13 protein-coding genes are annotated in these 17,177 nt (G+C 34.2%); 1 reads left to right on the forward strand and 12 read right to left on the reverse strand.

Annotated features, from left to right (window positions below; genetic code table 11):
* Positions 1-18: 18 nt before the first annotated feature.
* Positions 19-2,943 carry a S8 family serine peptidase gene (locus tag H593_RS20275; protein ID WP_084142368.1) on the reverse strand — a complete coding sequence of 975 codons (2,925 nt, stop codon included), beginning with the start codon at positions 2,941-2,943 and terminating at the stop codon, positions 19-21.
* Positions 2,944-3,149: 206 nt separating this feature from the next.
* Between H593_RS20275 and dnaN the strand changes: the two genes are divergently transcribed.
* Entirely contained in the window at positions 3,150-4,268 is a 1,119-nt protein-coding gene (gene dnaN, locus H593_RS0117155) for a DNA polymerase III subunit beta (RefSeq protein ID WP_028873547.1), read from the forward strand.
* Between the two features lie 182 nt (positions 4,269-4,450).
* Here the strand turns inward: dnaN and H593_RS0117160 are convergent, their stop codons facing one another.
* The 11 genes from H593_RS0117160 to H593_RS0117205 all read right to left on the reverse strand — a co-directional run bounded on the left by H593_RS0117160 (position 4,451) and on the right by H593_RS0117205 (position 17,096).
* Positions 4,451-4,786 carry a DUF4870 domain-containing protein gene (locus H593_RS0117160; RefSeq protein WP_028873548.1) on the reverse strand — a complete coding sequence of 112 codons (336 nt, stop codon included), beginning with the start codon at positions 4,784-4,786 and terminating at the stop codon, positions 4,451-4,453.
* A 139-nt stretch (positions 4,787-4,925) separates the two neighbouring features.
* A complete protein-coding gene (locus tag H593_RS21075) occupies positions 4,926-5,084 on the reverse strand; it encodes a hypothetical protein (RefSeq protein WP_169338383.1) in 159 nt (52 codons plus the stop codon).
* 84 nt (positions 5,085-5,168) lie between these two features.
* Positions 5,169-5,753, reverse strand: a complete 585-nt coding sequence (locus H593_RS0117165) for a methyltransferase domain-containing protein (protein ID WP_028873549.1) — start codon at positions 5,751-5,753, stop codon at positions 5,169-5,171.
* Positions 5,754-6,551: a sulfite exporter TauE/SafE family protein gene (locus H593_RS0117170; protein ID WP_028873550.1), complete on the reverse strand. Its 798-nt coding sequence runs from the start codon at positions 6,549-6,551 to the stop codon at positions 5,754-5,756. It abuts the gene before it with no gap.
* Between the two features lie 71 nt (positions 6,552-6,622).
* Positions 6,623-7,270 carry a ligase-associated DNA damage response endonuclease PdeM gene (gene pdeM, locus H593_RS0117175; RefSeq protein ID WP_051229809.1) on the reverse strand — a complete coding sequence of 216 codons (648 nt, stop codon included), beginning with the start codon at positions 7,268-7,270 and terminating at the stop codon, positions 6,623-6,625.
* Positions 7,267-9,729: a ligase-associated DNA damage response DEXH box helicase gene (locus tag H593_RS0117180; RefSeq protein ID WP_281168588.1), complete on the reverse strand. Its 2,463-nt coding sequence runs from the start codon at positions 9,727-9,729 to the stop codon at positions 7,267-7,269. The genes pdeM and H593_RS0117180 overlap by 4 nt, the downstream gene beginning before the upstream one ends.
* The gene (locus H593_RS0117185) at positions 9,726-11,321 is read right to left on the reverse strand and encodes an ATP-dependent DNA ligase (RefSeq protein WP_028873553.1); all 1,596 of its coding nucleotides are present in this window, start codon (positions 11,319-11,321) and stop codon (positions 9,726-9,728) included. Before H593_RS0117185 ends, H593_RS0117180 begins: the two co-directional genes overlap by 4 nt.
* Positions 11,318-12,364: a ligase-associated DNA damage response exonuclease gene (locus H593_RS0117190; protein WP_028873554.1), complete on the reverse strand. Its 1,047-nt coding sequence runs from the start codon at positions 12,362-12,364 to the stop codon at positions 11,318-11,320. Before H593_RS0117190 ends, H593_RS0117185 begins: the two co-directional genes overlap by 4 nt.
* A gap of 125 nt (positions 12,365-12,489) precedes the next feature.
* On the reverse strand, positions 12,490-13,497 hold the full coding sequence (locus tag H593_RS0117195) for a LacI family DNA-binding transcriptional regulator (protein WP_028873555.1): 1,008 nt from the start codon (positions 13,495-13,497) through the stop codon (positions 12,490-12,492).
* A gap of 78 nt (positions 13,498-13,575) precedes the next feature.
* Positions 13,576-15,699: a thioredoxin domain-containing protein gene (locus tag H593_RS0117200; protein WP_028873556.1), complete on the reverse strand. Its 2,124-nt coding sequence runs from the start codon at positions 15,697-15,699 to the stop codon at positions 13,576-13,578.
* A 116-nt stretch (positions 15,700-15,815) separates the two neighbouring features.
* A complete protein-coding gene (locus H593_RS0117205) occupies positions 15,816-17,096 on the reverse strand; it encodes a T9SS type A sorting domain-containing protein (protein ID WP_028873557.1) in 1,281 nt (426 codons plus the stop codon).
* Between the last annotated feature and the right edge of the window lie 81 nt (positions 17,097-17,177).

Genomic DNA, 17,177 nt, shown 5'->3' on the forward strand with positions numbered 1-17,177 from the left:
CATGAAATACTTTAAACTCTATTTTATTATAAGTTTTTTAATACCTCTTTGATTTCCGTTATTGATTTCTACAAAATAAATCCCAGTAGTTAAATTTTCAATATTAACTATTTTTCTTTGCTCACTATTGAATGATTCAGTTAATAAAACTCTTCCGTTGAGGTCATAAATAGTAAGATTTAATGAATCGTTTTGATTTAATAATGAAAACTCAAAATAGGCATTTGCTGGATTAGGGAATAGTTCAAAACTATCTAATTCATTTTGGGCAACACTTAATGTGCCAGCAGTAGCACAAAACTCTATAGAGAAGTTATTTAGTACTCCTCCATCCTGATTAAATCCATCGACAATTTTTAAAATCCAATCGCCAGCTGAATTTTCAGCAATAAAAGGCGATAACAAATTTAGAGCTCTCTTCGTTCCACTTACAGCAGGACTTGTCGTCGCACAGGCAAAGGTTGACCCACTATCATCAAAAATCACATTGACATCATTAGACTCCCCACAAGCACCATCCATTAAAACAACCTCAGTACCTGATGGGCTTATTAAACTAATTTTTAAATCAGCTAACCAAGTGTGGGATAAATCTAGACTTACATTTATATCGCCTATGACGACATTCTCATTTGTAGATATCGTAATGATAGATTCTATTTCATTAGGAACTACATCAATAGAAATAGGCGTATCAATTGCAGTTGCTAAAGCTGAGCATGTTGTGGCTTCTGTTGTAAAAGAAGCATTTACAAAATCACCCTCTACACAATCAGTAAACGCTTTTACCCTCCAGTAATACAATGAATTACTATCTAAACCAGGAATACTGATACTATTATCGACTGTTGAAACTTCAAATATATTTGTAAAAAAGCTCACGTTTGAAGACACTTCAACTGTATATAGAGAGGCATTTGGGTCAGCATTCCAAGTTAATGTTGGGAAAATAAACACATCAATTTCTCCATCATTTGGGTAATTAATTGTTGTAGGATTCAAAGGAAGTGCACTTTCTACCTCGAGTTCCATATCAATGTTTTTTGTAAGTGTAGTACTTGAGCCTGTTACAGTGAATGGATATAATCCTGTGTTTAAAGCGTCTAAACCTGAGATTTGCAAAATAAAATCTTCGTCAGTAGTAATTACTGCTGGTGTAAACGTAGCTATTGCACCAGGTGGTAAACCGGTTACAGATAAGGTTGTTGGTCCATTAAAATTAGGACTAGATTCATAATTAAATTCATATTCAGCAACTTCATTAGAACAAAATGTCTTTAATATATTATCTGCTGTATATGTGAAATCAGATTCTGAAATCCCAGTAGCTATGAGTGAAAAGTCTTGCAAACCGGTTACTAGTATTCCTTTATGAGTCACTTTTATAGTATAATTACCTGAAGGTGCATCTATTTCTACTTTTTCAACATTATCAACATTATTAACACCTTTTGAAGGGGGATTTGAAGCCAATCCTGCAGTAAACCTCCAAGGATAAAATAGGTTTCCATTATCATCTTCTAAAACTAAATCTAAATCATTAACGAGACGAGGTGTTGAATCATCTGGTATCGCAGATTGAATATTTCCCGGTAAATCTGTCCATGAAATTGTCACAAATAAAGGATCAATCCCATTTGATGTTACTGTTTGAGTGAATACTTCTGAATTTGCTAATGAATTTTCGTCAACGAGCGACTTAAAGCCCTCATCCAATAATACTTTAGCAGAGGCTTCTGTATCTAGCAAACCCCAACCAAATCTAAAATCTGGTCCTGGGCTAGAACCTGCTTCTAATGCCGTATGAATTATTAAACCTTTTAAAGTTGCTGATTTCATAAAATCACCAAGCATATCACTATGTAACTCTTGCAACAATGCCAAAGAACCTGTTACACTTGGAGCCGCCATTGACGTCCCACTAAAGTTAGCATAAGCTGTATTACTACTGGCTAAAGATGAAAATGTATTTACACCTTTAGCAGATATATCTGGTTTTATTCTACCGTCATCTGTTGGTCCCCAAGAACTAAAACCGGACATCACAACACTATTTGGTCCTGAATAATTAGGAACTCCGTTTACTGCCGCAACGACAATATTATTTTTTGAAACGCCTGCATCCGTCAAAAGATCATAACCACCATCAAGTACATTTACACCATTGTTTCTGCTGTTACCAGCGGCATAAACCGGTGTGTAATAAGGTGTGTTGTACAATAAATTATCAAGAGCAGCAGCACCATTGTTGTAATTTCCTATGAACCAAATTGAAGAATTGTCAGGTGGGAATCCATATGAATGATTAGATAATAATAGACCTGATGCCGCTTGAGGTGCCATTTCACCTAAGTCATTATTAAAATCGCTTGCAGCCAATGTTGCTCTCGGAGCCATACCTTTAGCACTTCCGTTTTGAGGAGTTCCTGATCCAATCATAGTTCCTGATACGTGAGTAGCATGATTGCTAGTTTGCGTTGCACCATCAATCTGTACTGATCTATTTTCAAATAATTCATGAGTCGGTAAAACCAATCCACCATCCCATATCCCCATGATTATCCCTTCTCCTTCCAATTCAAGGTCTAGAGTTCCTGTTGGGCCAGGATATAGCCTGTTTGTTCTTACTGTAACTCCAGCGCCTTCATTTGATGTCGTCTTGTAAAGCAATGTTCCATCATCTAAAACCTTGTGTAAAACGGCGATACCTCCATTTTCTTTTTCAATAATTAGAGGAATATTGTTAGCAGTAGCATAAACCTTTGCAGCCTCAAAATCTTCTTTAAAAGTATTTGAGTAGTCTAGAGTCATTTCTCTTAATAACTCTTGGTTATATGTCCTAGCAATCTCAGCTCTTTGTTTTTGAGTTTGAGCATGCAAACAGCCCGTAATGACAAGGCACAAGGGGAGTACAAAACGTACATAACATGAACTTTTTTTCATAAATTTTTCTTTTTTTTATAAAAATAATTCATTTTGATTGATTTTTCTTATAAAATTATATTAAAAATAATCAAGCTTAGAAAACCAAAAATGAATCCTGATTATTTTTATAATTATAAAACTGTTAATAAAATTGTATAAATTAGGACCTAGATTATCAGTTTAATAAAATATATTTGTTGTTCAATCTTATATATAAATCATTTATGAAATTTATAGTATCAAGTACCTATTTACTCAAACAACTACAAGTATTAGGAGGTGTTATTAATAGTTCTAACACATTACCTATTTTAGATAATTTTCTATTCGAGTTAAAAGATTCAAAATTGATTGTTTCTTCGAGTGATTTAGAGACAACCATGTCATCAACTCTAGATGTAGAAAGTGATGAAGATGGCAATATTGCGTTGCCAGCACGTTTGCTTTTAGATACATTAAAGACATTTCCTGAGCAGCCATTGACATTTGTTGTTGAAGATAACAACACTGTTGAGATAAGCTCAAACCACGGTAAATATGCACTTGCTTATGCAGATGGAAATGAGTTTCCAAAGTCTGTTGAATTAGATAACCCAAGTACAACAACTATTTCTGGAGAAATATTAGCCACTGCAATTAGTAAAACAATTTTTGCTGCAGGTAATGATGATTTACGCCCTGTAATGAGTGGTGTGTTTTTTCAATTTTCTACGGAAGGATTAACCTTTGTTGCAACCGACGCTCACAAACTAGTAAAGTACACTCGTGAAGATGTTAAAGCTGACCAAGTTGCAGAATTTATAATGCCTAAGAAACCATTAAACCTATTAAAAGGAATTCTAGCTGCTACTGATGATGCCGTAACGATTGAATACAACGATTCTAATGCTAAATTCACTTTTGAAAACACTATTTTAGTTTGTCGTTTGATTGATGGAAAATATCCAAATTATGAAGCGGTTATTCCTAAAGAGAATCCAAATAAATTAACTATAGACAGAACTCAGTTTTTAAATTCTGTTCGTCGTGTAAGTATCTTTTCTAATAAAACGACGCACCAAATACGTTTAAAGATTGCTGGTGCTGAATTAAATATATCTGCAGAAGACATCGATTACTCTAATAAAGCAGAAGAACGTTTAACTTGTGATTATCAAGGGGACGACATGCAAATTGGTTTTAACTCTCGTTTCTTAACCGAAATGTTGAACAACCTCAATGCAGATAACGTACAATTAGAAATGAGTTTACCAAATAGGGCTGGAATCTTAACGCCTATTGATGGTTTAGATGAAGGAGAGCATGTAACAATGTTGGTAATGCCTGTAATGTTAAACAATTAAGTCCTGTGAAGACAGACCTCTCGTAGTCGAAAAAATAAATAAGTTTCGATTTAAAATATAGAAATGCAACTCAATAAGTTGCGTTTCTATTTGTACTAAAATTAAAAACACCTTCTAAGGAATATATATAAAACGCGCACTCTTTAAGTGCGCGTTTTCATTTTACCTCCATTTAAAAATAACTAACTAATAAAATTAAGAGATAAAGGATATTTTGGTGACTCTCCATGACTTGCTTTAATTGCATTCATTATTGGGAATATAAAAGATAATAAGCATAAAGCTATTAATCCAAAAATACCAACAATCACAAATACAAAAGGAATACAAATGATACTATAGACTAACATACTTAATTGAAAATTCACAATTTTTCTCCCCTGTTGATCCATGTTATAGACAGTTTCCTTTTGAGTTGCCCATATCACTAATGGAACTATGAGTCCGCCGAATCCTGTAATAAAAGTCAGTAATTGACTCAAATGGGTTAATACTAAAAGTTGATTGTCGTGTCTCATAATGTTTTGATTTTGATTTGATTGAACACCTATAGGACGCAAATAGTATTGAAATGTTACATACTTTTAGTATTATTTTTTAAAATAGTACGTCATAAGAATTTGATAACGCGTCTACTCCATAAATCATATAGGACACTTATTCCTCATTAATATCTGTATGGCTATCACTGTTAGTTGTATCACCACCAGACATCGACTTAACTAAGAAGCCTACTAAAACTAGACAAACTAAAATAAAAACGACAACCATGATTATGGTCACATTAGAATTGTATAACGCTATATTTTGAATCATAATAATTTAATTTTACACAATAAAATTACAATTCTATATTTATAGAAAACATGATATAAATCATGAAAATAAAGATTTTCTAATTTACTTTTTTAAAAATTTAAAAAAAAGCTCATCACCCATTCTAGACGCTATAGAGTTATAGCAATCTTCTATGATTTGAATGTTAAAAAGTGAATCAAAAAAATGAACATACAACGCTTTATGTCCTCCAAAAGGGGGGTTGTCTTTATTCAGCGGTTGGTTAAATAATAGTCCAACAAGGATCCCATTATTACCTAATAACTCATGCATTTTCTGAACATAGTCTGTTCTCAAGCTAGGATTCAAAGCACAAAAAAATGTTTGTTCGATAATAATATCAAACGTCATCTCAAGATCAAAAAAATTAGCATGTAATAATTGGGGATCTGAAAAGTTAGGTACTCTAGCTTTTATGTTTTGTAATGCAGTTTGAGACAGGTCTACAACATAAACATTTTGAAATCCATTATTAAACAGATACTCTGCTTCATATGAGTTTCCGCCACCAGGAATTAATATTCGAAGTGACTTATCCTCAATTTGATCAAAATAAGCCTTGATTGGAGGAGATACCTTTCCCAAACCCCAAGCATCAGTATGTTGCTTATATCTATTATCCCAATAGCTCTCATCAAATGAATCCATTTAAAACAACTCTTTAAACAAGATGTAGACACCCATAATTAACACAAAATAGCCAAATCCTTTTTTTAATTTCTTTCCGTCAATAAAATTAGAAAGATAGCTACCAATAAAAATTCCAATAACAGAAATAACTGTAAAAGTCAAAAGAAACGTCCAATCAATTTCTAAGTTCTCTACATCACCGATAAAACCAATCAATGACTTTACGGCAATAATTAAAAGTGAAGTTGCAACTGCTTTTTTCATTGGTAACTTAGCGAGTAAAACCAAGGCTGGAATAATTAAAAAGCCTCCTCCTGCTCCAACTAGCCCTGTAAGAAGTCCAACTACAAAACCTTCAACTATAATGAGGGGATAATTAAATTTCATGGCTTCAGAGGTTTGATTAGTTTCTTTTCTACCTCTAATCATAGGGATAGCAGCCAACAGCATAACAATAGCGAATAACACCATTATTGCTATATTTTTTGTAAGCGTAAAATTTCCGAAGGATATTATTTCTGTAGGAATCGCAGTCAGCACATATTTTCTAGTAATATAAACCGAAATAAACGCAGGAATGGCAAAAACGAATGCTATTTTAAAATCTACTAAGCCTTTTTTTATATTCTGAATGGCACCAAATGCAGAGGATACACCAACGACAAAAAGTGAATATGCAGTCGCTGTGACCGGATTTAAAATCAACAAATACACCAAAATAGGGACTGTCAAAATTGAGCCACCTCCTCCAATTAGTCCTAAAACAATGCCAACCAATAACGCACCAAAATATCCTAAAACTTGTGTAATGTCCATGACTACAAAACTAAGCATTTATTAAACAAAACGATGTTGTAAATTAAAAACGAATAGCAATAGAGCGTTATCTAAAATTCAAAAAATGCAGTTTCTGTAAACGCATGATAGGTATTAAACTTTTGATTATTTGAAGTTGCCAATCCCGTAAATTCACTAAAAGCTGGCAGAATAAGGTTAGAATCTGAAACTTGAAAACAGGGCAACTTAATGCGCTGCTTACCTTTTGTCTTTATTAAAACACCTGGATGGATATGTCCAGAAATCGTAAACTCATTATCGACTAATTCAGGCTCATGAATGAATTTAAATGGCTGTAAGTTCAATTCTTGCTGACAACAATTGATATCAAAACTATCGTAAACGACATGCTTTAATCGATCGTGATTTCCTTTAATGAGTATGATTTCTAAATCTGGATGTTCAGCTCTCCACGTTTTAAAAAGGTTCATATCTGTATTGACTTCCGCGTGAAACAAATCACCGACCACAATCAACTTTTTAGCTTGATAATGAGACACTAAAAAAGACAGACGATCCAAATCATTGTGTTGTACATTCACCGAAATAGGAATTCCATGTTTTCTAAAATGTGCCGACTTCCCTACATGTAAATCTGAAGCAATAAGCGCTCTTTCACATTGCCAAAACAGAGCTCTCAAATTATTTAAAATTAAATGTTCACCCCTAATCGTGATTTGCTTTTCAGCGTAGATCATTTTTTATTCTTTTTAAAGACTTCTTTTTGAATGCGCTCAATACGCTTGTCTAACTTTTCACTTGATATTGATTGACGTAAACTGTCAACCTTTATTGGAAAACTCAAAGGTGTAAACGTATTGGATTCTTTGATTATTAGTTTACTGTTAGTAATACGTTTAAATGCTGCCTTTAAACGAACCTCTTCTAGCTGTTGATCAAAAACTTCTGTATAGGCTTGTCGCAGTAGCAAATTATGAGGTTCATTATCTTCTAAAACTCTAAAAATTAATCCAGATGACGATTGTAAACTTTTATTATTTTGGTTTCTACCAGGCATGGATTGTACAACTAGTCCAGAAATAACTGCAATATCTCTAAATTTACGCGAGGCCATTTCCGCAGCGTTAATACTGGCTATCACATCATCCATTAAATTCTCTGAACTTAAAATTTTACAAATATTATCCTCATGTATAGGGATTTCTAGGTCGCTTAATAATTCAAACCCATAATCATTCATAGCAATGGTAAAAGTTAACGGAGTAATTCTACTAATACGATACGCAATCAACGCCGAAATGACTTCATGCACCAAACGACCTTCAAAAGGATACATAAATACATGAAACCCATCTTTAGTATGTATCTTTTCAACTAAAAATTCATCTTCTTTTGGAATATGAGAACACTCACTTTGACGTGCAATTAAAGGATGTAAAAATTTAAGTTCGCGCTCTCTAATACCAGGATTTAAAGAATCACTCAATTTCTTCCTAAGAAAATGACTCATATACGACGTTAGTGGTAACCGACCGCCCAGCCAACTTGGTGTAATTGCTTTCTTAGCTTTACTGATTCTCACATAAGCAGTCATATCTTTAATATGCGTCAATTCTAAAACACGACCTGCGAGCACAAAACTATCATTGGGTTTTAGTTTAGTGATAAAATATTCTTCAATCATACCAACATATCCACCAGACAAAAATTTCACACGCAGCATGGCCTCGCTAACAATTGCGCCCATATTCATACGATGCAACATGCTAATTCGTCTACTTTTTGCTCTGTAGATCTCGTCCTCATCTTTGGCTACCTTATGAAACTCTTCGTAAAATTTTAATGTGTTTCCTCCTTGGGTTATAAATTGAATCGCCCAAGCAAATTCATCTTCAGTTAGCATTGAAAAGGCATGTGTACTCAATAATAACGCATACACCTCATGGGCTTTAAAACCTTCACCAACTGCTAAAGTGACCATAAACTGAACCATCACATCATAGGTCAAAACCATAGGTTCACGAGCTTCAACGCGACGTTCGGCGACTGCTTCTCTGAGTGCTGCGGCTTCAATAATCTCTAAAGAATGTGTCGGGATAATATAGATTTTAGATACCTCATATGGCGAATGACCACTGCGACCAGCACGTTGCATAAAACGTGCAATCCCTTTGGCAGATCCAATTTGAATCACACAATCTACGGGTTTAAAATCAACGCCCAAATCTAAAGAAGATGTACACACTACTGCTTTAAGATTCCCTTCAGAAATATTATCTTCAATCCAATTTCGCAATTTTTTATCAATCGATCCATGATGAATAGCGAGTAAACCAGCTAAATCTGGATCTGCTTCCAATAAAATTTGATACCAAAGTTCTGATTGTCCGCGAGTATTGGTAAAAATTAAAGTCGTATTATTTTCGTGAATAATTGGAATAATCTTAAATGCCATACTTTTACCAAGATGTCCTGCCCAAGGCAAAACCTCCACTTCATCTGGCAACACCGTAACCACTTTAATCTTCTTTTTCTCCTTCGCGGTAATCATCACCGTTTTTAATTCTGGATATGGGATTAAGACCTTTCCAGCTTCTTCGAGATTACCAATAGTTGCGGTGATTCCCCATATTTTTGTTCCTGCGGAAAGTTTAAGCAATCGTGCTATTGCCAGCTCTACTAAAATCCCTCTTTTGTTACCTAAAAGCTCATGCCACTCATCTACAGCAACACAATTCACATTTTTGAACCAACGTGAGTTTTTCTTTTGAGAAAACAAAAGATGTATGGTTTCTGGTGTGACGATTAAGACATCAGGCATTAATCGCTCTTGTTTGCGACGCACATTAGCTGGCGTATCTCCATTACGAACAGCGACTTCCCAATCTAAGCCAATCTCTTCAACTGCTATGGTCATGGCTTTTGCCAAATCTTTTGCTAGAGAACGCAACGGACTCACCCACAATAATTTTAATCCTTTTTTATACTTCTCAGGATAATTTAAATAATCGATAACAACTGCCAGAAACACTGAAAATGTTTTACCAAACCCCGTTGGAGCAACCACCATACCGCTGTAACCATTATGATATTTAGCCCAGGTTTGTTCTTGAAATTTGAATGGCACATTTCCTTTGGAAGCCATCCAATCCTCAATAATTTTATACCCTTGTGATTGTTGAAGTGTTTTACTCAATTTGGAGAGTGAATCAATTGTTTAACAGTTTCTATAGTGTCAATTTCATCTACAGGTTTATCCTTTCGCCATCTAGAAATTCTAGGAAAGCGTAATGCTACTCCAGATTTATGACGGTTACTTAAAGCGATACCTTCAAAGGCAATTTCAAAAACAAGTTCTGGTTTTACGGTACGTACGGGACCGAATTTCTCTATAGAATTCTTCTTTACAAATTGGCTTACCGCTTTGATTTCTTCATTGGTTAATCCAGAATAGGCTTTTGCGACCGTCACTAAACCATCATCTTTTTTGACTGCAAAGGTATAATCCGTATAATGAGAACTTCGTCGTCCGCTTCCTTTTTGAGCATAGATCATAACTGCATCTATGGTTAAGGGGTCGACTTTCCATTTCCACCAATCCCCTTTTTTACGACCTGTATGATATGGTGATGCTTTCTGTTTTAGCATTAATCCTTCACTGTCTTTTGCTCTTGCTCCTACTCTAATTGGGATTAGGTCTTGCCAGTTTTCCGAAGAAATTACTTCTGAAATAAACAATGTTTTATTATCGGTAGCTTCGGTATTAAACAACTTTTCTAATTGCTCTCTTCTAAAACTAAGTGGTTGCGCTCTAATATCTTCTTTATCCCACTCCATCATGTCATAGGCATAGAAACCGATAGGAACCTCTTGTAATAATTTTTTGGTGACATTTTTTCTATTCAGACGCTTTTGTAAATCGTTAAATAATAGAATCCCATTATCTTTTAAGGCTAGAATTTCGCCATCAACGACAAAGTCACCTTCTAATTTGTGGACCGCGTCCACCAATTCTGGAAACTGTTCTGTGACAAGCTCCTCGCCTCTTGACCATAAAAACACTTCATTGTTTCGTTTTACTATTTGTCCGCGAATACCATCCCACTTATACTCCACTTGCCAATCCTTGACATCACCTAACTCATCCAACTCTTTTTCTAAAGCATAAGCCAAACAAAACGGATAGGGTTTAGAATTATCATAATTGATATGTTCGCCCTGTAGCAATTCATCAAACGTAATCTCGTTGAGATCCCAATTACCAATAATACTGTGCATCAATTGATTCGCTTCAATACCAGAGTATTTAGCCAAAGCATTTACCAAGGTCTTTTTAGACACGCCTACTCTAAAACTACCACCAATAAGCTTATTGAAAATAAAACGTTCTTGTGCTTTTAGTCCCGACCAAGCATCACGAACATAGGCTTCTTTCTCCTCATCAGTTTTTGCTTTGAGTTCTACAATGTCTTGCATCCACTCGCTAAACGACTTTTCAATTTGATGGGTGGGTTCTGGTAGTAATAATGCCATAGTTTCTCCCAAATCACCAACGGTACTGTAACTCTCTAGAAATAACCACTCAGGAATATTGGTGATGTCAATGCACCATTTCCTCATGACACCAGATGGTATGGGACGCTTTGGACGCTTCCCCGTAAAAATGGCGATGAGCCATAACTTATCTTTATCTGGGGCATGCGTAAAATAGGCTACGAGTGCAGCAATTTTATCATTAGTTTTATTAGTGATTTCAACAGCACTTATGAGTTCAGAGAAATTAATCATGAGGCCTGTACGGTTTTAGAATCTTCGGTAGTGTCTTTACTGCTTTCTTCGCTGCTTTCATCTTCGTTGCTACCATATTCCGTTAACACTTCTTCAGATGGGATTCCAATATCGTTTAGATATTTTGAAAATGTTGCTTGAGAACCGTGCGTCACATATACTTTTTCTGCTTCAGTAGCTTTTACGGCAGTTAATAATCCGTCCCAATCTGCATGATCACTCACAGGAAACCCTGCATCTACAGATTGCCATCTGCGCTTACCGCGAATTTGCATCCAGCCTGAGCAAATTGCTGTTGCTGCATTTGGAATTCGTTTGATCATATTAGATCCCAATAATGCTGGTGGAACGATGACAATTTTATTCTGAATGTCTTTTTTATCTGAATCTGTTGTCCATAATTTGGTATCAGGTAACAGTACACCAGACGTTTTAATCGCTTCATTACAATTATGTATTGCTGAATGCACATACAGATCATCGAGACCTTCCATGAGTTTCATAATGCGTTGCGCCTTGCCTAAAGAATAGCCAATAAACACACTGGTACGGTTTTTAGATTGATTATTAAGTACCCAATTATGCATTTGACGTTGGAGTTCGTCTTCTTTTAACCATTTATAAACGGGGAGCCCAAACGTGCTTTCTGTTATAAATTCATTACATATAACAGGTTCAAAAGGTGTTGTTAAATGGTCATTCTTTACTTTATAATCTCCAGAAAAAACCACAACAAAACCCTTATATTCTAATCGTATTTGAGCAGAGCCGATAATATGACCTGCAGGAAAGAAGCTCACTTTAACTCCGTTTACGATAACTTCTTTGTTATAAGGTAAACTTTCAATAGAAATGTCTGGACCTATGCGATGTTGTAGAATTGCTTTAGATTCATCGTGACACAAATAGTGTTTCATTCCCCATTTTGCGTGGTCTGCATGACCATGAGAAATAATAGCGTAGTCTACAGGAAACCAAGGATCCAGATAGAACTTACCTAGGATACAATAAATGCCTTTATTGGTAAATTTAATTAATTTCAAAAGTGATTGCGTTTTTTATAAAGATAACTCATTTTGAAACCTTTTAAAACGGAAATTTGTTTTGAATTAAAAGTTTTACATAACGTGTATAAATTTATGTGAGTATTAAAATTTCCGAAGAAAAATTATAGAGTTGTACCTCGTAACACAAGTTTTGTTTTTATAGTTTTAGTTGTTCTATTTACAGATGTCTTATCGTTTAGATTATTGATTAACATTTTCACAGAAGCTTTCCCTATATCAAGCGTATGCTGAGAAACAGTTGATAGTTTTGGATTCGTAAACTGTAGTACATTTTCATCTGAGAATCCAATTATTGATAACTCCTTAGGAATACTAAAGTTAAGATTTAAAGCTTTTTGAAGCGCTATGACACCAGTTGTATTGTCAATGGATATGATCGCATCAATATGACTATTATCAATAAACAATTGTTCAATAACCTCCTCAATACTCTTGCCTTTTTTAGTAGTCACAATAACCGGCTCACTCGTGTAATTAGAAGCTTCGCTTAATGCCTCTAAATACCCACTGGTTCTTAATTTACCAACACTTAATTCGTCAATATCACTCACAAGAACGATGTGTTTTCTACCTTCCGAAAGGAGATGTTTCGTCGCTTCGTAAGCGGCACCAAAATCATCGATTATAACTTTATCACAATCTATATCTTCTGAAACTCTGTCAAACAAAACAATTGGGATATTTTGACTTAAAATAGCGTTGATATGGTCTACTTTATTTGCAACCTGAGTTTCTTGCGCCATAGACATTATAAATCCATCAACACTACCATTAGACAATAGCTGAAGACTATTTATCTCCTTAGACTGCAACTCATTAGAAAGACAAGTAATAATATTATACCCCTGTTTTGTAGCTTCTTGCTCTATCGCAAAAAGTGCTTTAGCAAAGAAATGATTTAAAATATTGGGTACAATAACACCTATAGTATTGGTCTTACTGTTTTTTAAACTCACCGCTAATCGATTTGGCTTATAGTTTAAAAACTTAGCTAATGCTTTGACGCGTTCAATGGTGTCTGGACTAATCTCATCACTATCATGTAGTGCTTTAGAAACCGTAGATATCGAAACGTTTAGTTGTTCTGCAAGATGTTTTAGTGTGACCATGTTTTAAAATTAAACTTGTTCTTAATACTATTTTATTTTAACTGGTTTGCAATTCTATTTAAAGAAATAAATAGATTATTACTTTAATAATTGCTCTACAGCCTCTTTTGTGTTTTCAACGGGTAATCTACAAGCACCATTAACACAGACATATATGTAGGTGTCGTCTTCAATAAATCGACTTTCCATAATAGGCAAATCACTATCACTGGTTGATCCAGCAATTAGAATATTTGGTAAGTAATATTGATTAATTTCATCTAATTTCTTTAATGCATTAGTTCCAGAGATAGCAACCTCATAGTACGGATTAGAATAGTTTAAATACAGTGAGAGCCAATTTGAATATCCTGATGGTGATTTTTCAAATTGATTATTCATATTGCTTAACATTTGTTTAGCCATATCTCTGTATTCATTATCTGAGTAATAATGGCTTAGTTTAAACAAATTATCTGCTAAAACAGAATTTGAAGATGGAATGACATTATCTATAACTTCAATCTTTCTTGTTATTAAATTTGTCTCAGTATCTGATGTGAAATAAAACATGCCACTTTTATTATCTACAAAATGAGCTATGTTATATTTCATAAGAGCATTGGCAGTACGCAACCACTCTTCATTAAGTGTTACTTGATATAATTCTATATATGCTGAAATAGTATGCGCATAATCTTCAGAAAAACCCTCGATAGTACTTTTTCCATTTTTATAATTATGAAACAAAGAACCGTCTTTATTAATTTGATTTTCTTTTATAAATTTGGCATTTTTTATGGCCTTATCTAAATACGTTTTATCACCTAAAACGCGATACGCATCTACATATGATTTTAGCATTAGAGCGTTCCATGAGGTTAATACCTTATCATCAGTTCTAGGTCTATTTCTATGGCTTCTCACTTTAAAAAGTTTTGTTTTCCAATCTAGTATCTTTTTATTTAAATCTTCTTCGGAAATATTATAGGCTGTCAAGAACTCACTGTTTGTTTTCGTTTTATATAAAATGTAATGGTTTTTCTCCCATTTGCCAGTAGAATTAACATTGTAATACTCTTTAAATGTTTCGAAATCAGATTTAAGCACTGTTTGCAATTCTTCTTTGGTCCAAACATAAAATACTCCTTCTTCTAATTCGCCACTGTTTGTTTTACTATCGGCATCTAAAGAAGAATAAAACGCACCATCTTCTTGAGTTAATTCTCTATCAATAAAGTCTAACGTTTCAATTACCACTGTTTTATAGGATTCTTTTTGAGTTAGTTGGTACGCATTAGCATAAAGACTTACTAGTTGTGCATTATCGTAAAGCATTTTCTCAAAATGGGGAACATGCCATCTGTCATCAACAGAGTATCTTGAAAAACCTCCTCCTATTTGATCATAGATACCTCCATTAGCCATTTTATCTAAGGTTGTCAATACATATTCTTGGAGGTTTTTATTTTCATATTGAAAACTGTAACGCAATAAGAAATTTAAATTATTAGGCATTGGAAACTTAGGCGCCCTTTTTTGTCCACCTCGTTGAAAATCTAATGATGATTCCCAAAGGTTCACCATTGTTTCTAGAGCCTCTGAATTGAACTGGAGATCTTCTTTATTAATTGTAATTAAACCAGAATTTTGTACACCTTCTGTTAGTCTTTCGGCATATCCAATAACCTTATCAGGATCATTTTTGTATAAAGTGGATATGTCTTCTAATATTTTAGTCCATTGTGCTTTTGTAAAATAGGTACCTCCAAAAACAGGTCTTCCGTCTGGCAGTGTTATACAGTTTAATGGCCAACCACCACTTCCTGTCATAAGTTGAACAGCATTCATATAAATTTGATCCACATCAGGTCGTTCTTCTCGATCAACTTTAATACTGATAAAATTATCATTCATAAGTTTAGCCACAGCGTCATTTTCAAAACTCTCTTCCTCCATAACATGGCACCAATGGCAGGCAGAATAACCTACGGAAATAACAATGAGTTTATTTTGATCTTCTGCTAATTTTAATGATCCTTTATTCCATGCCTTCCAATCCACTGGATTATAGGCATGTTGCAGTAAGTATGGACTCGTTTCATTTATTAAGTCATTGGCCTCCTCAATCTTTTCTTTAGTCACCACAACCTTGTTATTCTTTTGAGAACAACAAAGTATCAAACCAGTTAAGAACACCATAAAGATTAATTTTTTCAACATATCAATTTTACGTTATAATTTGTATTGTAAAGTTAGCTATCTAAATTAGATATATAAGGAAAGCGTGTCTATAAAAAATAAACACGCTTTAATATTTTATAGATATTAAAATCTATTTATTCTTTGATGAGTTTAACAGTCTTAATTCCATTAATATTTTCAACTCTTGCAAAATACATTCCAGATTTTAACGACGATGCATCAATTACGATTTCATTTACATTAGGAGTTAAAGACATCACTCTCTTACCTAATACATCATAAACAGCCACGGTATTAATAATTAAACTACTAGAAATATGCCAGTTACCATTTGTAGGGTTAGGGAAAATTTTGAACGCATTTGTTTCAAAATCATCAATACTTAATAAGCAATCACTCCCAACTTCATATAAGAAATATTTTGTTATTGAAAGGCCTCCTTGATAAGCAAACTTGCATGCGTAACTCACAGTTGCACCCATAGTTTGATTAGTTACTATTTTAGTAAAAATCGTAGTACCTGGCACATTATCCATTTGAGTTTCCAAAAAATCAGGTGGAGCTCTCCATAAATAAGCAACCACACCTACTTTATCAGTATCCAGTAATTCAAATGTAAATTCAACATCATTTCCTTGAGTAACAAAGGAATAGTTATAGCCAATAGAAAAAGAAGTTCCCTGCTGTGTATCAGCTGACGTCCCTTCACAGTCTGTACTTGTATCTTCTAGTGTTGATGCCGACAAAGGAATAGGATTATTAGCTGCTTGATTACCTGCCAAATCACTGGCTGTAACATTAAAGTTATAATCCGTTAAAGGATCTAATCCCGCAATTAAAAATGATTTTTGTGTTCCGGCTGGCGCAGAAATTGCTTTTTCAATGGCATTGTACGTGACTCTATACAAGATAGTACCAGAAGCATCGTTAGCATTTAAAAGCAATTCTACAGAAAAGGCTGTACTAGCACCTACAGAAGCAATAAAGGCGTCTGGAGCGATTACATCGTTTGTTGCTGAACAATCTGTATTCACTTCATAATCAATATAATTAGACACTATTTGGCCTCCACCATTTATTACCATTTTACAAGCTTTGGTGATTATTCCCATTTGACTATTTAACGTAATCGAAAATGTATTTACACCAACATTAGTCATTTGAGTTTCTGAAAAATTTGGATCTGGATTCCACAAATAAGCTATATCGACAGTTTTATCAACATCCAATAGCTCAAATGTAATGGTCACATCAGTTCCATTAGCCAAGGTTTCATAAGTTGTTTTAATCCCTACAGATAAAGACCCTTGAGCTGCAGCATTAGAAGTTGTTATACACGTTCCTTGAGCATTTACACTGAGACCGATTAATAAGAATATTACAGTACTTAAATATAAAATTAAATTGTTTTTCATATTATCATTTTTATAACAAAAGCCACATTGACAAAATACAATGTGGCTTTATCAAATTATTATCGCTAATTATAACGTGTT

The sequence above is a fragment of the Psychroserpens burtonensis DSM 12212 genome, assembly GCF_000425305.1.
GTDB lineage: Bacteria > Bacteroidota > Bacteroidia > Flavobacteriales > Flavobacteriaceae > Psychroserpens > Psychroserpens burtonensis.